The sequence below is a fragment of the Pseudaquabacterium pictum genome (assembly GCF_005403045.1).
GTDB classification, from domain to species: domain Bacteria; phylum Pseudomonadota; class Gammaproteobacteria; order Burkholderiales; family Burkholderiaceae_C; genus Pseudaquabacterium; species Pseudaquabacterium pictum.
The window spans coordinates 153,502-176,013 of the sequence record NZ_BJCL01000009.1; the positions used below are offsets into that span (position 1 = coordinate 153,502).

A 22,512-nucleotide genomic window follows, 5' to 3' on the forward strand; every position below is an offset into this window, starting at 1 on the left:
GGTCTCCTCGTTCGGGTGTTGTCAGTTCTTGAAGTCACCGGCCCAGACCACCACCCACTTCGCCGGGTCGATGTGCCGGCGCAGCGCGGCGTTGACCTGGTCCAGCGTCAGCGCGGCGATGGCATCGTCGGTGGCCTGCTGCAGCGCGAAGCGCCGGCCCAGGTCCAGGTTGCCGACCAGGGCGCCGGCCACCACCGGATCCTGGGCGCGGCCGAGGCGGCGCTGGTTGAGCAGGCCGGTGCGGCCCTCGTCCAGCTCCTTCTGGGTGAAGCCGTCCTTCAGCGTGCCGGTGACCACCTCCTGGAACGCGGCCTCGACCTTGGGCTGGTTCTGCGGCGCGAAGATGGCCGAAGCCTGCCAGCGCGAGGCCAGCTCGTGGTTGTTCCACTGCAGGCCGCTGCGCACGTCGTAGCTGAGGCCGCCCTGCTCGCGCACCCGCACCCACAGGCGCGAGCCGGTGTAGCCGCCCAGCAGGTGGTTGGCCACCAGCAGCGCCGGGTAGTCGGGATGGGTGTCGTTCAGCGCCACCGGCTGCACCAGCACGAGGTTGGCGTTGGGCTTGTCGGGCGTGGCCAGCTTCTGGCGCAGCGGCGGTGGCACCACCAGCGGTTGTGGCGCCCGCACATAGGCCAGCGGACCGTCGGCCGGCGCACGCCAGTCGCCGAAGGCCTGGGCCAGGGCGGTGCGCACCGCCTCGGCATCCATGTCGCCGGCAGCGCCGAACTCGCCGGTGGCGGCGCTGAGGAAGCGCCGGTGCGCCGCGCGCACCGTGTCGACGGTCAGCGCGTTGGCATCGACCACCAGCTCGTCGAAGCTGGGCGCATGGCGCAGATCACCACGCGGGTACGGGTTGCCATGCCGCTGGGCGGCGTTGGACGCCACCGCACCGGGCTCGGCCCGCTGCGCGGCGATGCCGGCCAGCAGCTGGCGGCGCTGCTCGTCCAGCGCATCGGCCGGGAAGGCCGGCTCCTTCAGCAGCTTGCCCACCAGGGACACCACGGCCGGCAGGTGTTGGCGCACGGTGGTGATGCCAACGGTCAGCGTCTGGCCGCTGGCGCCGAAGGCCACCTCGGCCTGCAGCTTGTCGAAGGCGTCGCTGATCTGCGCGCGCGTCATGCCGGCGCCGCCCTTGTCGATCAGGCCACCCACCATCGACACCGCCATGCCGCGGCCGCGCAGGCTGTCGACATCACCGAAGCGCAGCACCAGCCGCGCCTGCACCGTGGCGCCACGGGTGCCCTTGGGCAGCAGCGCCACCTTCAGGCCGCTGGGCAGGGTGCTGAGCTGGGTGCGGGCGTCCAGGTTGGCGGGGGTGGCGTCGAAGGCCTCGGCCTGGGCCACGGCGGCATCGCCCTTGTAGCCCTGCAGCATCGGCGCCACCTGCACCAGCGCCGGGTCGGGCGCGCGCTTGGGGTTGTCGGTGGGCAGGTAGGTGCCGATGGTGCGGTTGTCGGCCACCAGCAGGGATTGGGCGACGCGGTTCACATCGGCCAGCTGCAGCGCCCGCATGCGGTCGCGGGCCAGGAAGTACAGCCGCCAGTCGCCGTTGCCGATGGCCTCGCTCAGCGCCACGCCCACCCGCTCGGGGTCGGAGAAGCCCTGGGCCCAGTCGTTGAGCCACTGGGTGCGCGCCCGCGACAGCTCCTCGGCCGTGAAGGGCTCGGTGGCCAGGCCGTCCACCGTGGCCAGCATGGCCTGGCGGGCCTGGTCGACATCCTGCCCCGGCGCCAGCTGCAGGCCCAGCAGCAGCGGGCCCGGCTCGGCCAGGCCGAAGCTGAAGCCGAAGCTGGAGGCCGCCAGCTTCTGCTCGACCACCCGCTTGTGCAGCCGGCCCGACGGCGCCGTGCCCAGCATCGCCACCACCGCCTCGACGGCGGCATAGTCGGGGTGCGCCGCCGGCACGCCGTGCCAGGCCGCCAGCAGGAAGGGCGCACCGCCGCGGCGCCGCACCGCCACCGTGCGCTCGCCGTTCTGCGCCGGGTCAATCGTGTAGGTGGGCGGCAGCACGCGCGCAGGCTTGGGGATGGGGCCGAAGCTCTGCGCCACCCAGCCCAGCACCTGGGCCGGGTCGAAGCGGCCGGCCACCACCAGGGTGGCGTTGTCGGGCTGGTAGTGCAGGCGGTAGAAGGCCTGCAGCCGGCCGATGTCGACGTTCTCGACATCGGCCCGCGCACCGATCGTCGACTTGCCGTAGTTGTGCCACTGGTACATGGCGGCCATGGTCTGCTGCAGCGTGGCGCGCACCGGGTTGTTCTCGCCGGCCTCCATCTCGTTGCGCACCACAGTCATCTCGCTGTCGAGGTCGCTGCGGGCGATCAGGCTGTTGACCATGGCATCGGCCTGCCAGGCCAGGTACCAGCGCAGGTTCTCGTCGTTGGCGGTGAAGCTGGCGAAGTAGTTGGTGCGGTCGTACCAGGTGGTGCCGTTGAAGCGCAGGCCGCGGCGGCCGAACTCGCCCATCAGGTTCTTCTGCGTGGGCGTACCCTTGAAGATCAGGTGCTCCAGCAGGTGGGCCATGCCGGTCTCGCCGTAGTTCTCGTGGCGGGATCCGACGCGGTAGGTCAGGTTCACCGTGGTGCTGGGCTTGGTGGCATCGGGCACCAGCAGCACCTGCAGGCCGTTGGGCAAGCGGTATTCGGTGATGCCTTCGACCTGGGTGACCTGCTGCAGCCCGGCCGGCAGCGCCTGGGCCCAGGCGGGCGCCAGCAGGCTGGTGGAGGCCAGGGCCGACAGCAGCAGGCCGGCGGCCAGCAGGCGGCGGGAAGAGCGGGGCAGCAGGTTCATGGCGGCAGACCGGAAGCGGGGACGGCCTGCAGTCTAGGCTGCGCCGGATTGCAGGCGTGCCAGCAGGGCCGGCAGCGACAGCGTCTGCGTCAGCACCTCGGCCATGTGGCGGGCGCAGCGGCGGTGCACGCGGTCGAAGCGGGTCCACTCGAAGCCGTCCATCTCGGGCCGGTCGCGGCCCCAGCCGTCGCTGTAGTGGCTGTCGCAGTGGCAGATGGCGGCATCAAAACGATCGCTGAGCACCGCATACAAGTGCAGGTCCTTGCGCGGGCGGTAGGGCATCTGGCCCAGGTCGAGCAGCGGCTGGCCGGTGAAGTCGAGTCCGCATTCCTCGCGGGTCTCGCGCAGCGCGGCGGCCAGGGGTGCCTCGCCGGGGTTGACCCCACCCTTGGGAATGTCCCAGTGCCAGGCACCGGTGACGTGGCACAGCAGCAGTTCGTGCCGCGCGTTCACCACCAGGATGCCGCAGGACAGCGTCTTCATGCGGCAGCGGGCGCAGGCGGTGGCGGGCCCACCAGGCGCCAGGCGGCCGCCGTGGCCAGCGCCGACAGCAGCAGGCAGCCCCAGATCACCGGCATGTAGCTGCCGGTGGCATCGAACACCGCGCCGGCCACCCAGGGCCCCAGCAGGTTGCCGGCGGCCGCGCCGGTGTACAGCGTGCCGATGATGGCCGACACCGCACGGGCGCCGAACAGGTCCATGCACATCGCCGGCATCAGCGAGACGATGCCGCCGTAGCTCAACCCCATCCACAGCGAAAAGACCGCCATCGCCGCCCAGCCGCCGGCGGCCCACCAGGCCAGGAAGCACAGGCCCATCGAGGCCATGGCCAGGGCCAGCGTCAGCGGCCGGCCCACCCGGTCGGCCAGCGCGCCGATGGCGAAGCGCCCGGTCAGGCTGCCGATGCCGATCAGCCCGACCAGGCCAACGGCGCGGGCATCGTCCACGCCCAGGTCGCGGGCGGCGGCCGAGACATGGGCGAAGGGCACGAACATCACCGGCCCGGCCAGGAAGGTCATCAGATAGAACCAGCGGAAGTGTGGCGTGGCCATGGCCTGGCGCAGCGTGTGGCCGGCCACCGCCCGGCCGCCGGCACCGCTGGCCGCCGGCGCGCGCTGCAGCAGCAGCGTGGCGCCACCGCCGAGCAACACCACACCCAGCGCCAGCCACAGCATGGCACTGCGCCACTGCAGCGCGGCGATCAGCGCGGTGGCCAGCAGCGGCACCAGCACCGTGCCGGCGCCGATGCCGGCACTGGCGATGCCGGCTGCCAGGCCGCGCCGGCGGGTGAACCAGGGCTGCACGCAAGCGATCGACGGCGTGTAGACCAGGGCGATGCCCACGCCGATGCCCACGCCGTAGGCCAGGTAGACCATCCACATCTGCGTGGCCAGGCTGCTGACCGCCAGGCCGGCGGCGATGCACAGCATGCCGGCGCCGCACACCAGGCGCGGGCCGAAGCGGTCGGCCGCCAGGCCGGCGGCAGCACCGCCGGTGAAGTACACCAGGCCGCAGAGGCCGAACACCAGCGACACATCGGCCCGGCGGGCGTTGAAGGCGGTGGTCAGGGATTCGAAGAAGGCGGCGAAGGAGTACGACACGCCGAAGATCACCGCCAGCGCGGTGAAGCAGGCCCAGACCACCACCCAGGCCTGGCGCGACTCTTCCGGTGCGGCGGCGGCTGCGGAGGGGGCGGCAGGCATCGGCCCAGTGTAGGCCGCTGCCTGCACCGGCCGCTGTCAGCGCGGGGACTGCCGCGCCCGCGCCAGCAGGCTGTCGAAGCCGGCCAGCACCTCGTCGACCACCAGCGGCTTGGTCCAGTAGGCGGTGAAGCCGACCTCACGGGCGCGCAGCAGGTCGTCGCTGCGCGCAGCCGCCGACACCGCCACCGCCGGCACCGCCGCCAGCGCCGGGTGGGTGCGCATGCGCTGCAGCAGCCCGCTGCCGTCGCCGTCGGGCAGTTGCATGTCCAGCAACAGCAGGTCGGGCGGATCGGCCAGCGCGGCGGCCAGGCCGGCAGCGCCATCGGTGCACACCTGCATCTGCACGCCCGGCCGCAGGCCGACGATGGCCTCCATCAGCAACACGTTGACGGCGTTGTCCTCCACGTACAGCACCCGGCCGCGGGTGGGCGACGGCACGCCGTCCGCGCCAGGGCCGGGCACCGCCGGCGGCGGCACCGGCACGCCGGCGGCCAGCGGCAGCCGCACCAGGAAGCAGCTGCCCAGCCCGGGCGTGCTCTGCACGCCGATGCTGCCCTGCATCAGCTGCACCAGCTGGCGGCTGATCACCAGGCCCAGGCCGGTGCCCTCGGCCGCGCCGCGCTCGGCGCCCAGGCGGTTGAAGGGCTGGAACAGCTGCGCCTGCTGCGCCTCGGTGAGACCGCAGCCGGTGTCGGCCACCTCGATGCAGGCCAGCGCCAGGCCGGGCTCGGCCGGCGCCTCGGAATGGGCCCGCACATCGACCCGGCCGCCGGGCCGGTTGTACTTGATGGCGTTGGACAACAGGTTCACCAGCACCTGCTGCAGCCGCCGGGCATCGGCCTGCAGCACCAGGCCGGTCATCGGTGCGCGGGCCAGGCGCACGCCGGCGGCCTGGGCCTGGGGCTCGACCACCGCCAGCGCCGCGTCCACCGCCGGCGCCAGCGGCAGCGGCGTGGGGTGCAGGCTGAGCTGGCCCATCTCGATGCTGGTGATGTCGAGCACATCGTTGATCAGGTGTAGCAGGCCCTGGCCGGCGGTCTGCAGGATGGCCAGCCGGCGGCGCTGGTCGGCACGCAGGTTGTCGGCCTCCTGGCTGAGCAGCAGGTGGGCAAACCCCAGGATGCCGTTGAGCGGCGTGCGCAGCTCATGGCTGACCCGCGCCAGGAACTCGCTCTTGGCCAGGCTGGCCTGGCGCGCGGCCTCGCGGTCGGCCAGTGCCTGCTCCATCACGCGGCGCTGGGTCACGTCGGCCACATGGCCATGCCACAGGGTGATGCCGTTGGCCAGCAGCCGCGGCGAGGCGTTGAACTCATGCCAGGCCACGCTGCCGTCGGCACGGCGGATGCGGGCGCTGGCACGCCAGGGGCTGCTGGCGGCGGCAGCGGCATCGCGGGCCTGCAGCAGCGCGGCGCGGTCGTCCTCCAGCACCCGGCCGAAGACCACGTCGGCCGACTCGCGGGCGGCCTGCGGCGTGCTGTCGTAGAGCGCGCGCACCGCCTCGCTGACATAGGGGAAGTGCCCGCCGCCGCCGGGCAGGCACAGCAGCTGGAAGATCATGCCCGGCGCTTCGTCCGCGGCGCGCTTGACGCGCAGCATCTCCTCCTCGACCCGGCGGCGCTGGCGGATCGGCACCATCACCATGTCGTGCACCCGCTGCGCACCGCTGCCGCGGCTGCTGGCGTACAGCAGCACCTCCAGCGGCTGGCCGTCGCCGGTCTTCAGGCTGATCGAGAACTCCTGCAGGTGGCCGTGCAGGCGCAGCAGCGGCATCAGGTAGCTCTGGTAGATGACCGCGCCCGCGGTGGACAGCAGCGCGTCGAACGGCCCGCCGCACAGCGCCTGCACATCGCGGCCCAGCAGGCTGGCCAGCGCCGGGTTGACGGCGAGCAGCCGGCCGTCGCTGTCGACGCTGGCCAGCGCGCACGGCAGGGCGTCGGCGTTGGGCAGGTCGCGGGCGTGGTCCGGCGGGTCCGTCGTCATGGCGGGCCGGTCAGCCGGCCACCGCGGCCCGCAGCGCGTCGATGGTCAGCTGCGGATGGGTGAGGTGCGGGCAGTGCCCGGACACATCCAGCACCTGCAGGCGGCTGCCGGGCATGTGGGCGTGCATGTAGTCGCCCACCGCGCAGGGGGCGATGGCGTCGTGGGCGCACTGCAGGATCAGCGACGGCACGGTCACCCGGGGCAGGTCGGCCCGGTTGTCCCCCAGGAAAGTGGCCATCGCGAAGCGGCGGTTGATGTACGGGTCGGCCGCGCAGAAGCTGGACTTGAGCTCGTCGGTCAGCACCGGCGGGCTGTCGGGGCCCATCACCGCCGGCGCCAGGAAGTCGGCCCAGCCCAGCAGGTTGCTGTCCATCATGTCGACCAGACCATCGATGTCGGACCGCTCGAAGCCGCCCACGTAGCCGGTGGCCGGGTCGTTCAGGTAGCGGGGCGACGGGCCCACCAGCACCAGCTGGGCGAAGCGCTCGGGCCGGGCGATCGAGGCCAGCACGCCGATCATGGCGCTGACCGAGTGGCCGACGAAGACCACGTCGCGCAGGTCCAGCGCGTCGAGCAGGGTCACCACATCCTGGGCGTAGCCTTCCAGGCGGCTGTGGCGCTCGGCATCGTAGGTCGACAGGTCGGACTTGCCGCAGCCGATGTGGTCGAACAGCACCACGCGGTGGGTGGCCTCGAAGGCCGGCGCGACGAAGCGCCACATCTGCTGGTCGCAGCCGAAGCCGTGGGCAAAGACCATCGGCGGGTGGTCCTGGCCGCGCTGGGTGATGTGGTGGCGCCGGATGGCATCTTGGGGCATGGGCATCTCGCTGGAGTGGGGACAACCTGTGCGGGTCACCGGTACGGCGCGGGGCCGGTGGGGGGCGGCGTTTCAGGCCAGGCGCGCCGCCTCGGCCTGTGGCAGGCAGCGTACGCCCAAGGCCTGCATGGCGGCCAGAAACCCCTGGGCCTGTGGTTCGAAACCGGCCACCGGGCTCATGCAGTCGGTCAGCAACACCAGCCGCTGCGGGCGGCCGCCGGGCAGGTGCTGCACCAGGTGCTCGACCGTGGCCTTGACGCAATGGCTGCTGGCCTGGCCGGCCACCAGCAGGGTGTCGGCGGCGTCCAGCCGCTGCAGCAGCGCCTGGTTCAGCTGGGTGGCGGGCTCGGCCGGATCGGGCACCTCGGCCTGCAGGGCGCTGTAGTGCTCGCTCCAGGGGTAGCTGCCCTTGTCGACCACCCGCACCGGGGTGTGGTGGGCTTCCTCCCAGGCATTGCAGGCGGCCAGCACCGCCGGATGCAGGCCATGGCCCCAGCTGCCCAGCTGGCAGTGCACCGGCCAGACCATCAAGGTGTAGCGGCCGGTGGCCTCCAGCGCGTCCAGGTAGGCCAGACTGCGCGGCCGCTCGGCGGCCACGGCGGGCGTGAACTCGCCGGCGCGCACCTGGGCGGCGGTGATGGGGGTGAATGGCGCCACCGCCGCACCATCGGCCCGGCGCCAGTACGGCGGGTGGGCGATGTCATGGCGGTGGTGGGAATCCAGCGTGACGGTGATGCTGTCGATGCGCGCGCCCGCATCGGCGATGAAACCGGCCAGTCGCAGCAGGTCGGCATGGGCGCCGGGCACCGGCAGGGCCGGCTGCAGGCGCTGGCCGATGACGGGGTCGCTGGGGCACCAGCTGTCGGGCAGATCGCAGAAGTCATTCTGCGCGTCGATGATCAGCAGCTCGGTGCGGTGGGCCATGGCGGGTGCGGGTGGTCGCGGGCGGAGGCGCCCGGGCCACTTTAGCCCAGGCCGGGCCGCCCTAAACTGCCCGACCAACAACAGCCGAGGAAGCCACCATGATTCTCGAGATCGCCGACATCCGCATCCAGCCCGGCCAGAACGCCGCCTTCGAAGCCGCCATCATCCGCGCGCTGGACACCGTGGCCAGCCAAGCGCAGGGCGTGCAGGGCTGGACGGTGACACGCGGTGTCGAAAGCCCGGAGCGCTATGTGCTGCAGATCGTCTGGGCCACGCTGGAAGACCACACCGTGGGCTTCCGCGAAGGGCCGCTGTTCCCGCAGTGGCGGGCGATCATCGGGCCGTTCTTCGCCCAGCCGCCGCATGTCGAGCATTTCAGCCTCGTCACCAAGTCCGCCTGAACCCGCCTGAGGAGCCACCATGTCGGAAGCCGCTGCCGTTGCCCATGCCGAGGCGCTGTTCGACAGCGGCGCCTTCTTCCGCACCCTGGCCGACCGGGTGGCCTGCCGCACCGAGAGCCAGAACGCCGAGCGTGCAGCCGAGCTGGCGGCCTACCTGAGCGGGCAGATCGCGCCGGCGCTGGCCGCGCTGGGCTTCACGTCGCAGATCCACCCCAACCCGGTGCCAGGCGCGCCGCCCTTCCTGATCGCCGAGCGGCTGGAAGATCCGGCCCTGCCCACGGTGCTGTTCTACGGCCACGGCGACGTGGTGCGCGGCCACGAGGGCCAATGGGCCGACGGCCGCGACCCGTGGACGCTGACGCAGGCCGACGGCGCCCATGGCGCCCGCTGGTACGGCCGCGGCGCCGCCGACAACAAGGCCCAGCACAGCATCAACATCGCCGCACTGGGCGCGGTGCTGGCCGCCCGCGGCGGCCGCCTGGGCTTCAACGCCAAGTGGCTGGTGGAGATGGGCGAGGAGACCGGCTCGCCCGGCCTGGCCGACTTCTGCACTGCCCAGCGTGCGGCGCTGGCCGCCGATGTGCTGATCGCCAGCGACGGCCCGCGCCTGCGCGCCGACCGGCCCACCGTCTTCCTGGGCTCGCGCGGCGTCACCAACTTCGAGCTGGTGCTCAAGGAACGGGACGGCGGGCACCATTCCGGCAACTGGGGCGGCCTGCTGCGCAACCCGGGCACGGTGCTGGCCAATGCCATCGCCAGCATGGTCGATGCCCGCGGCGGCATCCGCGTGCAGGGGCTGCGGCCGCCGCCGATCCCTGCTGCGGTGCGCGCGGCATTGGCCGACATCCAGGTGGGCGGCGGCCCGGGCGACCCCGCCGTGGACGCCGGCTGGGGCGAGCCCGGCCTGACGCCGGCCGAGCGGGTGTTCGGCTGGAACGCGCTGGAGGTGCTGGCCTTCGGCTGCGGCAACCCGGCGCAGCCGGTCAACGCCATCCCGCCGGTGGCGCGGGCCACGCTGCAGCTGCGCTTCGTGGTGGGCACCGAGGCCCACCGCATCCGTGAGCATGTGCAGCAGCACCTGCAGGACCACGGCTTCCACGGCATCACCGTCAGCCAGCCGGAGCTGATGCACGCCACCCGGCTGGACCCCGACAACGCCTGGGTGCGGCTGGCCATGCAAAGCCTGCAGGCCAGCACCGGGGTGAAGCCGGCGCTGCTGCCCAACCTGGGCGGCAGCCTGCCCAACGACGTGTTCGCCGACATCCTGGGCCTGCCCACGGTGTGGGTGCCGCACAGCTACCCGGCCTGCAGCCAGCATGCGCCCAACGAGCATGTGCTGCCCGGCCTGATGCGCCAGGGCCTGGGCATGACGGCGGCCCTGCTGTGGCAGGTGGGCGCGCAGGCCGGCAGCCTGCCGCGCCGTCAGGCCTGAACAACGGCCAGCGCGCGCCGGCGCCAGGCCAGGCCCGCCAGTCCGCCGGCCAGCAGCAGCGCGGTCGTGGGCTCGGGCACCGGCGGCGGCACCTGGGCGGTGATGCTGAAACCGGTGGTGTTGAACTCGCCGCTGGCCAGGTAGCCGGCCCGCGAGTTCTGAAAGCGGAAGTTGCCGTTGAAGCTCAGCGCACCAGGCACGCTGTCGGTCAGCGCCGCCGGCAAGGACAGGCCGTCGACCAGGCTGCGGCTGGCATCGAAGACGCTGAAGCTGATCCAGTCGTCGTAGTAGGTGCCGCCGTCGAAGTCGTCGCTGCGCGCGTCGATGCCCATCACGTCACGCGGCGTCGCGCCGTGGTTGTTGGCGACGTAGAAGCTGCCCTGCAGGGGCTGCACCTGGCGGGTGATGCCATTGACGGTGAGCCAGCCCAGCACCGGGTTGGTGGCGGCGCTGCCCACGGTGAAACGCTCGCTCGGCGTGTTCGAGAACACGTAGGCACCGGGCACGGCATCGTCGACCCGGTAGCGGATGGCGAAGGCCTTGCCGTTCAGCAGCGTCCTGGCCGGCCCGAAGATGCCGGCGTTGTCCCAGGCACCGGACAGCGTGCCGGTGATGTGGACGTCGTACACCGTGGCGTGGGCCGGCAGTGCCTGCAGGGCCGCCACGGCGGCCAGGGCGGCGACAACGGCCACGGGGCGGAGGTGAAGAGACATGGTCGGAACCCTTTCTGGTCATGCGCGGTCGCTCTGCACGCCGCTTGCCGGTTCACGCAGCCAATGACGCGCACAAGGCGCACGTGCCCGGGCACCCAGTCAGGGGGGCGGGTAGCCGGCCAGCCGGCCGAGGCTTCTTCGGCCGCTGCACCGAAATCCAGACAAAGATTCGGCCCGGCGGCCCCTAAGCTGGCGCGTCTGTCGACATCCACCCGGAGACCGCCATGCTGCCCATCGCCACCACCCTGCCCACCGCCTCACGCCTGCCGCCCCCCTGCCGCGACGAGGCCACCGTGCTGCAGGGCCTGCTGGCCGGCCTGCGGCGTGATGGCCCGATCGACTGGAGCGCGGTGGTGGCCACCGCCACGCCCTGGGTGACGGCGGTGCGCGACAAGCCGGCGCCGTTCTGGGCGATGGAATCGCTGCTGCGCGAGTACCCGATCAGCAGCGCCGAGGGCCTGGCCCTGATGCGCCTGGCCGAGGCCCTGCTGCGGGTGCCCGATGCCGCCACCGCCATCGCGCTGACGGCCGACCAGCTGGGCCGGGCCGATTTTTCCGGTGCCGCCGAGGGCTCGCCGCACAAGCTGCTGGCCGGGCTGTCGGCCAGCGCGCTGGGCCTGGCCAAGCGCCTGCTGCCGGCCGGCAGCGGCCAGCCGGGCCTGCTCGACAGGCTGGGCGCGCAGACGGTGGTGGCCGCCACGGTGCGGGCCATCGGCCTGCTGGGCCGGCAGTTCGTGTTGGGCCAGACCATCGACGCCGCGCTGGGCGAGGCACGCAGCGCCCGCCGTGCCGCGCCGCAGCTGCGCTTCTCGTTCGACATGCTGGGCGAAGGCGCGCGCACCGATGCCGATGCGCTGCGCTACGGCGCGGCCTACCAGGCGGCGCTGCGGGCCATCGCGGCGCAGGCCACCGGCCAGGGCCCGGCCGAGCGCGACGGCCTGTCGATCAAGCTGAGCGCGCTGCACCCGCGCTATGAAGAGAGCCAGCTCGACCGCGTGCTCACCGAGCTGGTGCCGCGGGTGGCCACGCTGATCGACCTGGCTGCCGCCGCCGACATCAACCTGACCATCGACGCCGAAGAGACCGACCGGCTGGAGCTGTCGCTGACCGTCTTCGAGGCCCTGGCCGACCATGTGGCCGCCACCGCGCCGCAGTGGACCGGCTTCGGCCTGGCCATCCAGAGCTACCAGACCCGGGCGCGGGAGATGATCGACGCGGTGGCCGCCATCGGCCGGGCGCGCGGGCTGCGCTTCATGGTGCGGCTGGTCAAGGGCGCCTACTGGGACGGCGAGATCAAGCGCGCGCAGGAGCTGGGGCTGGACGGCTACCCCGTCTTCACCCACAAGCACCACACCGACATCAGCTACCTGGCCTGCGCCCAGGCGCTGATCGGCCATGCCGAGATCATCCTGCCGCAGTTCGCCACCCACAACGCCGGCACCATCGCCGCCATCGTGGGCATGGCCCGCGCCGCCGGCTGGCCGCGCGCCGCCGACGACCCGCGGCCCGGCCTGCGCTTCGAGATGCAGCGCCTGCACGGCATGGGCGAAGGTGTCTACCGCGAGGTGATGGCCGCCCTGCCCATGCTGCCGCTGCGCATCTACGCGCCGGTGGGCGAGCACCGGGACCTGCTGGCCTACCTGGTGCGGCGGCTGCTGGAGAACGGCGCCAACTCCTCCTTCGTGCACCAACTGGCCGATCCGGCGGTGGGCACCGAGCTGCTGCTGCGCAGCCCGCTGCAGCCGGCCCTGGTGCCGGGCCAGCCGGCGCCGGTGGCGCTGTACGGCCCGGGCCGCGCCAACAGCCGCGGGCTGGACCTGGCCGTGCCCGAGCAGCGCGCACCGCTGCTGGCCGCGGTGGCCGGCGCCGCCGTGCCGCCGGTGGCCGAGGCCAGTGCCGCCGATGTGGCCGCGGCGATGGACCGGCTGCAGGCCGGCTTCGACGCCTGGAGCACCCAGCCGGTGACCGAGCGCGCCGCCATCGTGGCCCGCGCCGGCCAGCTGCTGGAGGCGCAGATGGCCCGCTTCTGCGGCCTGCTGGCGGCGGAGGCCGGCAAGACCCTGGGCGACGCGGTGGCCGAGGTGCGCGAGGCGGTCGACTTCTGCCGCTACTACGCCCAGCAGGCGGCCGAGAAGCTGCAGCCCATCGCCCTGCCCGGTCCCACCGGCGAAAGCAACGCGCTGCGGCTGCATGGCCGCGGCGTGTTCGTCTGCATCTCGCCGTGGAACTTCCCGCTGGCGATCTTCGCCGGCCAGGTGGTGGCCGCGCTGGTGACCGGCAATGCCGTGGCCGCCAAGCCCGCCGAGCAGACACCCGGCGTGGCCGCCGCCTTCACCGCCCTGCTGCACGAGGCCGGCGTGCCCGCCGATGCCCTGGCCCTGCTGCACGGCCCCGGCGAGACGGTGGGCGCGCAGCTGGTGGCCCACCCGGCCACCGCCGGCGTGTGCTTCACCGGCAGCACCCAGGTGGCCAAGCTGATCCAGCGCAGCCTGGCCGCGGGGGATGGCGCGATCGTGCCGCTGATCGCCGAGACCGGCGGGCTCAATGCGATGGTGGTCGATTCAAGCGCCCTGCCCGAGCAGGTGGTCGATGCGGTGGTGCAGAGCGCCTTCCGCTCGGCCGGCCAGCGCTGCTCGGCGCTGCGCCTCTTGTGCCTGCACGAGCGCATCGCCGAGCCGGTGATCGCCATGCTGCAGGGCGCGCTGGCCGAACTGCGCCTGGGCGCAGCCGGCGACGTGGCCACCGATGTGGGCCCGGTGATCGACGCCGAGGCCCATGCCCACCTCAGCCGCGCGGTGACCCGGCTGGAAGCCAGCGCCCGGCTGCTGGGCCGCACGCCGATGGAGGCGCGCTGGGCCGCCACCCACATCGCGCCGGTGGCCTTCGAGATCGGTGCGGTGGAGGACCTGCAGCAGGAAGTCTTCGGCCCGGTGCTGCATGTCGTGCGCTGGGGCGGCGATGTGACTGCGCTGGTCGCCCGCATCAACCGCCTGGGCTACGGCCTGACGCTGGGCGTGCAGACCCGCATCGACAGCCGCGCCCTGCAGATCGCGGCGCAGGCCCGGGTGGGCAATGTCTACATCAACCGCAACATGGTCGGCGCCGTGGTGGGCGTGCAGCCGTTTGGCGGCGAGGGCCTGTCCGGCACCGGGCCCAAGGCCGGCGGGCCACACTACCTCTACCGGTTCTGCGCAGAGCAGACGCTCACCATCAACACGGCCGCGGCCGGCGGCAACGCCGCGCTGCTGACAGGCGAGGCCGAAACCGGCTGAAGGCACCGCCGCCACCGCCGGGCCGTGATCCATCACGGAAAGCCCCGAGCACGCATTCGCCCCCGGCGGCGATACTGCCGGCCTGTGAAGGCCGCCGGCGCGGTGCGCGGCGGCCACGATGCCGGGAGTGGTGCATGGTTCAGCAGTTGCGCAGCAAGATCTGGAAGGGCACGGGCCACCGCGCCGCAGCGGGTGCCGTGGCACTGGCGCTGGCAGCCGGCCTGGCCGGGTGCGGCGGGCCCGACAGCGGCAAGCTGCTGGAGCAGGCCCGCACGGCCATCGCCAAGAAGGACACCGAGGCGGCGCGCATCCAGCTCAAGAGTGCGCTGCAGAAGTCGCCCGACAACGCCGAGGCCCGCTTCCTGCTGGGCCAGCTGCTGCTGGACACCGGCGACGGGGCCGGCGCCGAGGTGGAGCTGCGCCGCGCGCTCGAGCTGCAGCACCCTGAGCAACTGGTCCTGCCGCTGCTGGCCAACAGCCTGCTGGGCCAGGGCAAGGGCGGCCTGCTGCTGCAGCAGTTCGGCAACACCCGGCTGGCCGATGCTGCTGCCCAGGCCCGTCTGCAGACCACCCTGGCCATGGCCGAGGCCAGCCAGGGCAACACCGATGCCGCCATGTCGCGGCTGGACGGCGTGCTGCGCGAGCAGCCCGCCCACGCGCCTGCCTTGACGCTGCGGGCCCAGCTGACCGCCAGCAAAGGGGACATGGCCGGTGCCCTGGCCCAGGTGACGTCGCTGCTGGCCAGCCAGCCCGACCTGCCCGACGCCTGGCTGCTGAAGGGCGACCTGCTGCAGCGCGCGCCGGCCGGCCAGCCGGCGCAGCCCAAGACCGAGGCCATCGCCGCCTACCAGGAGGCCATCAAGCGCAAGCCCGACGCCGTGGCCGCGCACACCGCGCTGATCACCCTGTTCCTGGGGGCCGGCGACAAGGCCGCCGCCGCCACCCAGTGGACGGCGCTGCAGAAGGTGGCGCCACGGCATCCGCAGACCATGTTCTTCGACGCCCTGTTGTCGGAGCAGCGCGGCGACCACAAGCATGCCCGCGAGGTGACCCAGCAGCTGCTGCGCGTCACGCCCGAGAGCCCGCAGCTGCTGCTGCTGGCCGGACAGGTGGAGATGAAGCTCAATGCGCTGGCCCAGGCCGAGGCGCACTTCACCAAGGCGGCGCAGCTGCTGCCCAAGGCGCCGGGCCCGCGGCTGCAGCTGGCCCAGCTGCAGCTGCGCAGCGGCCAGGCCGACAAGGCCCTGTCCGTGCTGGCGCCGCTGCTGGATGGCCCCGCCGCCTCGGTCGAGAGCCTCAGCCTGGCCGCCCAGGCCCAGCTGATGAAGGGCGACAGCGCCGCTGCCGACGCCCTGTTCTCCCGCGCCGCCAAGCTCAAGCCCGACGACCCGCGGGTGCGCATGGCCATGGCCCTGTCCAACGTGGGCAAGGGCAAGGCCGCCGCCGGCGTGGCCGAGCTGCGCACCTTGGCTGCGGCCGACAAGGGCACCACCGCCGACATGGCGCTGGTCAACGTGCTGCTGCGGACCAACGACCTGCCCGGCGCGCTGAAGGCGGTGGACGGGCTGGCCGCCAAGCTGCCCGGCGAGGCCCTGCCCGACCAGCTGCGCGGCCGCATCGCCCTGCAGGGCAAGGACCTGCCGGGCGCGCGCAAGCACTTCGAGGCGGCGCTCGCCAAGAACGCCGACTTCCTGCCCGCGCTGGCGGGCCTGGCCGCGCTGGACATGAACGACAAGCAGCCCGCCGCGGCCAAGGCCCGCTTCGAGGCGGTGCTGCAGCGCAACCCGAAGAACACCGGGGCCATGCTGGCGCTGGCCGAGCTGACCGCCCGCTCCGGCGGCAAGCCCGACGAGGTGGCCGACTGGCTGCGCAAGGCCGTGGCCGCCGACCCCAGCGACGCCACACCGCACATGCTGCTGGCCGACCACCTGCTGGCCAGCAACCAGGCCAAGGCAGCGCAGACCGCGGCCCAGGCCGGCCTGGCGGCCCTGCCCGACAACGCCGAGCTGCTGGACCGCCTGGGCCGCGCCCAGCTGGCCGACGGCGACGCCCAGCAGGCGGTGACCACCTTCGGCAAGCTGGCCGGCGTGTCGCCGCGCTCGGCCCTGGCCCAGCTGCGTCTGGCCGATGCCCAAAGCGCCGCCGGCAATGCCGCGGGCACCGCCGCCGCGGTGCGCCGCGCGGCCGAGCTGGCCCCGGACACGCCGGCCGTGCAGCAGGCCCAGGTGGTGATGGCGCTGCAGGAGAACAAGCTCGACCAGGCCCTGGCCATCGCCCGCAAGGTGCAGACCCAGCGCCCCGACCAGGCTGCCGGCTACAACATGGAAGCCGAAGTGGAACTGCGGCGCAAGAACTGGGACGCGGCCGCCGCGATGCTGCGCAAGGCCCTGGCCCGCAGCAGCCCCGGCAACGCGCCGCAGCGGCTGCATGCGGCGCTGCAGGCTGGCGGCAAGGCCGCCGAGGCCGACGCCGTGGCGCAGGACTGGCGCAAGAAGCACCCCGATGACCTGGGCTTCGTGCTGTACCTCGGCGACCAGGCCATGGCCGGCAACAAGCTGGCCGAGGCCGAGGGCCACTACCGCCAGGTGATCGAACGGCAGCCGGGCCATGTGCTGGCCCTGAACAACCTGGCCTTCGTGCTGGCCACGCAGAAGAAGCCGGGCGCCGTGGCGCTGGCCGAGCAGGCGCTGAAGGGGGCGCCGAAATCGGGCGCGGTGATGGACACCCTGGCGCTGGCCCTGGCGGCCGAGAACCAGCTGCCGCGCGCGGTGGACGTGCAGAAGCAGGCCGTGGCCGCCACGCCGCAGGCGCACAACTTCCGCCTGCAGCTGGCCAAGCTGATGCTGCAGGCCGGCGACAAGGCCAATGCCCGCAGCGAGCTGTCGACCCTGGCCGCGCTGGGCAGCAAGTTCCCGCGCCAGGCCGAGGTGGCCGAGCTGATCAAGACGGCCGACAAGTAGGCGGCGGGCCGGGCGGCCCGGCAGTCAGTGCCCGGCTGCGGCGTACAGCTGGCGCTTGTAGGCGAACCAGAACGGGTGCCAAAAGCCGAAGTGGCGCTGGCACATCACCACCCCGGCCAGGCCGTTGACCGGGTTGATGAACCAGTGCGTGCCGGCCAGGCCGCCCCACTGCAGCTCGCCCACCGCGCCGGGGGGCTCCAGGCTGGACGCGCGCCGCACCACCGCTCCGCCCAGGCCGAAACCCAGGCTGGGGATGGGCCCGGGCACCGGGAAATTGACGCACTGCGCCCCGGGCAGCTGGTCGACCGCCATCGCCGCCAGCGTGGCCGGCTGCAGCAGCGGCGAGGGCTGGCCGGGCATCAGCGCACGCAGCAGCGCCAGCATGTCGGCCTGGGTGCTGACCAGGCCGCCGGCGCCCGACTGGCGCGGCACCGGCTTCAGATAGGCCTCGGGCCAGGGCGTGGTGTCCAGCCGCTCCAGGCCGGGCTTCATCGGATCGAGCAGGTCGCCCTTGTACAGCGCAGCCAGGCGCGGCACCTGATCGGGCCGCAGCACGAAACCGGTGTCCACCAGGCCCAGCGGCCCGCAGATGTGCTGCTGCAGCGCAGCCTCGAACGACAGGCCGGTGGCGATCTCGCACAGCCGCGCCAGCACGTCGATGCCCAGGGCGTACTCCCACTGCGTGCCGGGCTGCGACGACAGCGGCAGCTGCACCAGCAGGTCCATCTGCTCGGCCAGCGTGGTCTGGTAGCCGCGCACGCCGGTGGCGAAGTAGGCCTTGTAGAGCAGGCCGTCGGGGTCGAACACGCCGTGCGCCAGGCCCGACGTGTGCGTGACCAGCTGGCGGATGGTGATGTCGGACCGCAGCGGCTCGGTGTCGTCCAGCGTGGTGGCGCCGGGCCGCAGCACCCGCAGTGCGCCGAAGCCGGGAATCCAGCGCTTCACCGCGTCGTCGAGCTGCCAGTGGCCGCGCTCGGCCAGCATCAGCACCAGCACGGTGGTGAACAGCTTGGTGTTGCTGAAGGCACGGTGGATGGTGTCGGGCCGCATGGCCACGCCCGCCTCGCGGTCGGCGAAGCCGGTGCAGAAGCTGTCGATCAGTTCGCCGTGGCGCATGGTGGCGCAGGAGACACCGGCCAGCCGGCCGGCATCGACCTCGGCCTGCAGCACCGCATGTGCCGCCGCGAATGCGCCGCTGATGCCACTCACGCCGCCACCTGCCACTGGTCGCCCTGCCGTCGTGCGCGGCCTTCGGCCTGCAGCTTGTGCAGGTGCGCGCGCAGCGAGCGCAGCGCCATGGCATGCAGTTGCTTCGGCGTGTCGGCATAGACCTCGACCACCAGCGCGGCCTCGTCCACCGGCGCGGTGGTGGCCAGCTTCTGCAGGCCGGCCAGCACCTTGGCCTCGCGGCCCAGGCGGTGGGCAATCGTCTTCTGCACGACGGCGTGCGGCTCGTCGATCAGGAAGCCGTGACCCGGTGCCAGCCACTGCAGCGGGATGTCGAGCAGCCGGCGCAGGTTGGCGATGTAGACCGCCATGTCGCCGTCGGGCGGGTTGATCACCACGGTGCTGCCCTGCATCAGGTGGTCGCCGGTGAACAGCAGCTGTTCTTCCTCCAGCAGGAAGCACAGGTGGTTGCTGGCATGGCCGGGGGTGTGGATGGCGCGCACGGTGACGCCCTCGCCCAGGTTCAGCACATCGCCGTCGTTCAGCACATGGGTCGGCTGGAAGCTGGCGTCCTGCCATTCCATGTGATCCGCCACCCGGCCGAAGGTGGGCGCGCCGGTGGCCGCGGCGATGGCGGCGGCGGCGGGCGAGTGGTCCTTGTGGGTGTGGGTGCAGAGGATGCGGGTGATCTTGCCGGGCGCGGCGGCCAGCAGCGCCTTCACGTGAGCCTCATCGTCCGGCCCGGGGTCGAGCAGCGCCCAGCTGTCGCTGCCCGGCGCGCCGATGAAGTAGGCGTTGGTGCCGGGGCCGGTCATCATGCTGCCGTTGTCGGCAGTGACGCGCAGCACCCGCGGGCTGAGCCACACGCCCTGGCCGGGCACCAGCTCGATGCTGGCGGTGCCGTTGCCCTCGGGGTCGAGCCGGCCCAGCTCGGCATAAGCCCAATCACCACGGTTCAGCGGCCGGCGGCCCTTCGACGACAGGCCGATGCGCGGCCGGTTCAGCGGCACCGTGGTCTGCGCCCGCGCCCAGGCCACCGCGTCGGCGGCCTTGCTGAAGGTGGCGATGTGCTTGAGCGTGATCTCGGTGACGTTCATCAGCCGCAGGCCGTTGTTCTTGTCCAGCACCTCGGCCGGCGTCATCCACAGCAGGTCCACCGTCTCGGTGGCATCGGCCACGGCGGTCTGGCCGGCCGGCGCCTCGGTGACGAAGAAGCGGGTGTCGAAGATCTTGGGCAGGCCCTTGGGCGTGATCCAGTGGCTGTAGTAGGCCAGCCGGTCGGTGGCCAGGCGCACGTTGAAGCGGGCGCAGACCTCGGCCATGCCGGTCTGGTTGGCATGCAGGGCGCGGCGCAGGGCCACCACCTCGTCCTGCGGCAGGGCGTCCAGGTCGACGGCCTGGCCGTCGGCATCGGTGGCGAACAGCAGGCCGGCTTCCTCGAAGCATTCCCGCACCGCCGCCACCCAGTAGTGCAGGCCATCAGCGGGCAGGCCCAGGCGGGCGCTGGCGGTGGCATCGTCCAGGCCGTTGCAGCGCTCGTAGTGGCCGCGGTCGCTGGCGTCGAGCAGGCCGCCGGGGAAGACGGTGGCGCCGCTGTTCTGGTCGCCGGGGCGCTCGGCGCGGCGGATCATCAGCACCTCCAGCCCGCGGGGGCTGTCGCGCAGCACGATCAGCGACGCAGCCGCACGCGGCTTGGGCGGCTCCTTCGGCGCGGGCAGGTCGAGGTAGGGGCGGTTCTCGGTGGTCATGGCGGGCTTTCGGGAGACTCAATCACCCATCGCCGCGCCGGATGCGCGCAGCGCTGCAATCTCGTCGGCACTGAAGCCGGCCGCTGCCAGCACGGCGCCGGTGTGCGCACCGGCGGCCACCGGCGCGGTGGGCAGGGTCGGCTGGCTGCGCGAGAAGCGCGGGGCCGGCGCCGGCTGAAGCACGCCGCCCAGGTCGATGTAGGCATTGCGGGCCTGGGCATGCGGGTGGTTGGCCACCTCGTCCAGGCGCAGCACCGGCGCGAAGCAGACATCGGTGCCTTCCAGCAGCTGGCTCCATTCATCCCGCGTCTTGGCGCCGATCTTCGCCACCATGTCGGCACGCATCTGCGGCCAGCAGCTCTTGTCGTGCTGGCGCTTCACGTAGGACGGATCGAGCCCGATGCGCTCGACCATCTCGGCGAAGAACTTGGGCTCCAGCGAGCCGATCGACACCCACTGGCCATCGGACGTGGCATAGGTGTCGTAGAACGGCGTGCCGCCGTCGAGGATGTTGGCCGCGCGCTCCTTGGTGTTCCAGGCGCCGCTGGCCATCATGCCGAAGAAGATGCTCATCAGGCTGGACGCGCCGTCGACCATGGCCGCGTCCACCACCTGGCCCTTGCCGGAGCGGCTGCGCTCGAAGACGGCGGCCAGGATGCCGAAGGCCAGGTACAGCGCGCCGCCGCCGTAGTCGCCCACCAGGTTCAGCGGCGGGATGGGCTTGTCGGTGCCCGACTTGCCGCCGCCGATGGCATGCAGGGCGCCGGTCAGCGCGATGTAGTTCAGGTCATGGCCGGCGGCCTGCGACAGCGGGCCGGTCTGGCCGAAGCCGGTCATGCGGCCGAACACCAGGCCGGGGTTGCGGGCGTGGCACACCTCGGGGCCCATGCCCAGCCGCTCGGCCACGCCAGGGCGCCAGCCTTCGATCAGCACGTCGGCCTTGTCGATCAGGCGCAGCGCGGCATCCAGCCCGGCCTTCTGCTTGATGTCCAGCGCCACCGACTGGCGGTTGCGGCCGGTGATCTCGAAGCGGGTCTTGGTCGGCACGCCCAGGCCGCTGGGCTCGGTGCGGTCGATGCGGATGACCTCGGCCCCCAGGTCGGCCAGCAGCATGGCGCACAGCGGGCCGGGGCCGATGCTGGCGAGTTCAACAACGCGCAATCCGGTCAACGGGCCCATGGTGTGCTGTCTCCTGCGGTGGAATGTGAGCGGATCAGTGTGCCGCAGCGCGCGGCGCGGCCGGTGTCAAGCGGGAGACGGCTGGGATGGATGGGCGGCTGCGGGCTCATTCCGGTCTTCGGGTTCTGCGCGATCGCGCCGGGCCGGGAGGCCCTGCGCTCAGGCACGACCGAGGCGTCCGCCCTCGTGCTGAAGATGGTGAACCGGCAACTTCCGCAACGAGCCCGAAGCCGCCCCACCCCGGGCATGCCCGATCCCCAGGCCAGAACACAGGGAAATATGCTGCGCCCATGACCCTCGCCACCACCCCCGCCACCGACCTGACCGGCCTGCGCGTGCTGCTGACCCAGGCCGACACCTTCATGGGCCCGACGCTCAGCGAGGTGTTCACCGCCCAGGGCGCCACCGTCATCGCCGACACCCGTTCGCTGGCAGACGACCCTGCAGCCGCCGCCGCGGCGGTGGCCGATGCCGGCCACGTCGACGTGCTGCTGCTGCACCTGGCGCTGCCCGCGCCGGCCACCGCGGCACAGGACATCGGCGAGGCCGAATGGCGCAGCGTGTTCGCCCACATGGTCGACCCGATGCCACGCCTGGTGGCGGCCGTGCTGCCGCAGATGCTGGCGCGCAAATCGGGCCGCATCCTGCTGATGGGCAGCGCCGCCGCGCTGCGCGGGCAGAAACGCACCGGCAGCTACAGCGCCGCGCGCGGCGCGCAGCTGGCCTACATGCAGTCGGTGGCGCTGGAGCTGGCGCCGCACCACATCCAGTTCAACGCCATCGCGCAGAACTTCGTCGCCAACCCGACCTACTTTCCGCCCAGCGTGCAGGCCAATCCGCGCTTCCAGGAACGGCTGGCGCGCGAGGTGCCGCTGGGCCGCCTGGTCGGCGCCGAAGAGGACGCGCTGTTCGCCGCCTACCTGTGCAGCCCGGCAGCGGCCTGCTTCGTCGGCCAGGTGTTCCCGGTCAGCGGCGGCTGGGCGCTGAAGTAGCCCGCGCCGCCCGGTGCGCCAGCAGCGGCAGGCCGCCCAGCAGCAGCAGCCAGGCCGCCGGCTCGGGCACCACGCCGACGTTGATGGTCACCGTGGCATCGCTGAAGCGGCCCGGTTCGTCCACCGAGACACAGCGGAACGTGGCCACGCCGTTGACATCGGCCGCCGGCCGGTCGACGAAACCGCCGTCGGTGACGACACGGTTCAGCGTGCCGGCACCCGGGTTGAAGTCGCCGCTCAGCAGCAGCTGGGTACCGCTGTCGTTCTCGAGCAAGCCGGGCGCCGGGATGTTCAGCGTCAGGCTGTCGAGCAGGTAGACGTCATCACGCGCCACCAGCAGCGGCGGCGGCAGGGTGAGGGCCTGGGCGGCACCGGAGCAGACCAGGGCAGACACGGCCAGCAACTTGAACGGGGGCATGGGAACTCCAGCAACGGCGGAC

The 22,512-nt window shown here is 72.7% G+C and carries 16 protein-coding genes; 5 read left to right on the forward strand and 11 right to left on the reverse strand.

The features are described 5' to 3' along the window. Positions 1-21 precede the first annotated feature (21 nt). The 6 genes from FFT10_RS17580 to FFT10_RS17605 all read right to left on the reverse strand — a co-directional run bounded on the left by FFT10_RS17580 (position 22) and on the right by FFT10_RS17605 (position 8,208). The gene (locus tag FFT10_RS17580; RefSeq protein ID WP_137734162.1) at positions 22-2,784 is read right to left on the reverse strand and encodes a M16 family metallopeptidase; all 2,763 of its coding nucleotides are present in this window, start codon (positions 2,782-2,784) and stop codon (positions 22-24) included. Positions 2,785-2,817: 33 nt separating this feature from the next. After that, the gene (locus tag FFT10_RS17585) at positions 2,818-3,267 is read right to left on the reverse strand and encodes an NUDIX domain-containing protein (protein WP_137734163.1); all 450 of its coding nucleotides are present in this window, start codon (positions 3,265-3,267) and stop codon (positions 2,818-2,820) included. Next, positions 3,264-4,487, reverse strand: coding sequence for an MFS transporter (locus FFT10_RS17590; RefSeq protein ID WP_137734164.1), 1,224 nt, complete (start codon positions 4,485-4,487; stop codon positions 3,264-3,266). The genes FFT10_RS17585 and FFT10_RS17590 overlap by 4 nt, the downstream gene beginning before the upstream one ends. A gap of 36 nt (positions 4,488-4,523) precedes the next feature. Next, positions 4,524-6,467 (reverse strand): PAS domain-containing hybrid sensor histidine kinase/response regulator, encoded by a 1,944-nt coding sequence (locus FFT10_RS17595; protein ID WP_137734165.1) that lies wholly within the window; start codon positions 6,465-6,467, stop codon positions 4,524-4,526. Between the two features lie 10 nt (positions 6,468-6,477). Further along, the gene (locus tag FFT10_RS17600) at positions 6,478-7,284 is read right to left on the reverse strand and encodes an alpha/beta fold hydrolase (RefSeq protein WP_137734166.1); all 807 of its coding nucleotides are present in this window, start codon (positions 7,282-7,284) and stop codon (positions 6,478-6,480) included. Positions 7,285-7,356: 72 nt separating this feature from the next. After that, positions 7,357-8,208: a cysteine hydrolase family protein gene (locus tag FFT10_RS17605; protein WP_137734167.1), complete on the reverse strand. Its 852-nt coding sequence runs from the start codon at positions 8,206-8,208 to the stop codon at positions 7,357-7,359. A 98-nt stretch (positions 8,209-8,306) separates the two neighbouring features. Here FFT10_RS17605 and FFT10_RS17610 point away from each other — a divergent pair, with 98 nt between their 5' ends. After that, positions 8,307-8,609 (forward strand): antibiotic biosynthesis monooxygenase family protein, encoded by a 303-nt coding sequence (locus tag FFT10_RS17610; RefSeq protein ID WP_137734168.1) that lies wholly within the window; start codon positions 8,307-8,309, stop codon positions 8,607-8,609. 19 nt (positions 8,610-8,628) lie between these two features. Next, positions 8,629-10,041: a M20 family metallopeptidase gene (locus tag FFT10_RS17615; protein WP_137734169.1), complete on the forward strand. Its 1,413-nt coding sequence runs from the start codon at positions 8,629-8,631 to the stop codon at positions 10,039-10,041. Here FFT10_RS17615 and FFT10_RS17620 read toward each other — a convergent pair. Then, complete coding sequence (locus tag FFT10_RS17620; protein ID WP_137734170.1) at positions 10,032-10,754, reverse strand: PEP-CTERM sorting domain-containing protein; 723 nt, start codon at positions 10,752-10,754, stop codon at positions 10,032-10,034. The two genes, FFT10_RS17615 and FFT10_RS17620, sit on opposite strands and share 10 nt — an antisense overlap. Positions 10,755-10,978: 224 nt before the next feature. Here FFT10_RS17620 and FFT10_RS17625 point away from each other — a divergent pair, with 224 nt between their 5' ends. Beyond that, a complete protein-coding gene (locus FFT10_RS17625) occupies positions 10,979-14,026 on the forward strand; it encodes an L-glutamate gamma-semialdehyde dehydrogenase (protein ID WP_137734171.1) in 3,048 nt (1,015 codons plus the stop codon). A 134-nt stretch (positions 14,027-14,160) separates the two neighbouring features. Beyond that, entirely contained in the window at positions 14,161-16,986 is a 2,826-nt protein-coding gene (prsT, locus tag FFT10_RS17630) for an XrtA/PEP-CTERM system TPR-repeat protein PrsT (RefSeq protein WP_137734172.1), read from the forward strand. A gap of 24 nt (positions 16,987-17,010) precedes the next feature. Here the strand turns inward: prsT and FFT10_RS17635 are convergent, their stop codons facing one another. From FFT10_RS17635 to FFT10_RS17645, 3 genes are read right to left on the reverse strand one after another with little or no spacing between them, the layout of a single operon-like run. Then, on the reverse strand, positions 17,011-18,195 hold the full coding sequence (locus tag FFT10_RS17635) for a serine hydrolase domain-containing protein (RefSeq protein WP_174246127.1): 1,185 nt from the start codon (positions 18,193-18,195) through the stop codon (positions 17,011-17,013). Continuing rightward, entirely contained in the window at positions 18,192-19,901 is a 1,710-nt protein-coding gene (locus tag FFT10_RS17640; RefSeq protein ID WP_137734173.1) for an MBL fold metallo-hydrolase, read from the reverse strand. The genes FFT10_RS17635 and FFT10_RS17640 overlap by 4 nt, the downstream gene beginning before the upstream one ends. Before the next feature lie 18 nt (positions 19,902-19,919). Further along, positions 19,920-21,080: a CaiB/BaiF CoA transferase family protein gene (locus FFT10_RS17645; protein ID WP_137734174.1), complete on the reverse strand. Its 1,161-nt coding sequence runs from the start codon at positions 21,078-21,080 to the stop codon at positions 19,920-19,922. 290 nt (positions 21,081-21,370) lie between these two features. Between FFT10_RS17645 and FFT10_RS17650 the strand changes: the two genes are divergently transcribed. Then, positions 21,371-22,072 carry an SDR family NAD(P)-dependent oxidoreductase gene (locus FFT10_RS17650; protein WP_137734175.1) on the forward strand — a complete coding sequence of 234 codons (702 nt, stop codon included), beginning with the start codon at positions 21,371-21,373 and terminating at the stop codon, positions 22,070-22,072. Here the strand turns inward: FFT10_RS17650 and FFT10_RS17655 are convergent. Beyond that, a complete protein-coding gene (locus FFT10_RS17655) occupies positions 22,047-22,490 on the reverse strand; it encodes a hypothetical protein (protein WP_137734176.1) in 444 nt (147 codons plus the stop codon). The two genes, FFT10_RS17650 and FFT10_RS17655, sit on opposite strands and share 26 nt — an antisense overlap. Between the last annotated feature and the right edge of the window lie 22 nt (positions 22,491-22,512).

What these genes read in the sequence shown, in the direction of transcription:
- FFT10_RS17580 (WP_137734162.1), bottom strand. Translation starts at nt 2,784, where the DNA reads ATGAACCTGCTGCCCCGCTCTTCCCGCCGCCTGCTGGCCGCCGGCCTG.
- FFT10_RS17585 (WP_137734163.1), bottom strand. Translation starts at nt 3,267, where the DNA reads ATGAAGACGCTGTCCTGCGGCATCCTGGTGGTGAACGCGCGGCACGAA.
- FFT10_RS17590 (WP_137734164.1), bottom strand. Translation starts at nt 4,487, where the DNA reads ATGCCTGCCGCCCCCTCCGCAGCCGCCGCCGCACCGGAAGAGTCGCGC.
- FFT10_RS17595 (WP_137734165.1), bottom strand. Translation starts at nt 6,467, where the DNA reads ATGACGACGGACCCGCCGGACCACGCCCGCGACCTGCCCAACGCCGAC.
- FFT10_RS17600 (WP_137734166.1), bottom strand. Translation starts at nt 7,284, where the DNA reads ATGCCCCAAGATGCCATCCGGCGCCACCACATCACCCAGCGCGGCCAG.
- FFT10_RS17605 (WP_137734167.1), bottom strand. Translation starts at nt 8,208, where the DNA reads ATGGCCCACCGCACCGAGCTGCTGATCATCGACGCGCAGAATGACTTC.
- FFT10_RS17610 (WP_137734168.1), top strand. Translation starts at nt 8,307, where the DNA reads ATGATTCTCGAGATCGCCGACATCCGCATCCAGCCCGGCCAGAACGCC.
- FFT10_RS17615 (WP_137734169.1), top strand. Translation starts at nt 8,629, where the DNA reads ATGTCGGAAGCCGCTGCCGTTGCCCATGCCGAGGCGCTGTTCGACAGC.
- FFT10_RS17620 (WP_137734170.1), bottom strand. Translation starts at nt 10,754, where the DNA reads ATGTCTCTTCACCTCCGCCCCGTGGCCGTTGTCGCCGCCCTGGCCGCC.
- FFT10_RS17625 (WP_137734171.1), top strand. Translation starts at nt 10,979, where the DNA reads ATGCTGCCCATCGCCACCACCCTGCCCACCGCCTCACGCCTGCCGCCC.
- prsT (WP_137734172.1), top strand. Translation starts at nt 14,161, where the DNA reads ATGGTTCAGCAGTTGCGCAGCAAGATCTGGAAGGGCACGGGCCACCGC.
- FFT10_RS17640 (WP_137734173.1), bottom strand. Translation starts at nt 19,901, where the DNA reads ATGACCACCGAGAACCGCCCCTACCTCGACCTGCCCGCGCCGAAGGAG.
- FFT10_RS17645 (WP_137734174.1), bottom strand. Translation starts at nt 21,080, where the DNA reads ATGGGCCCGTTGACCGGATTGCGCGTTGTTGAACTCGCCAGCATCGGC.
- FFT10_RS17650 (WP_137734175.1), top strand. Translation starts at nt 21,371, where the DNA reads ATGACCCTCGCCACCACCCCCGCCACCGACCTGACCGGCCTGCGCGTG.
- FFT10_RS17655 (WP_137734176.1), bottom strand. Translation starts at nt 22,490, where the DNA reads ATGCCCCCGTTCAAGTTGCTGGCCGTGTCTGCCCTGGTCTGCTCCGGT.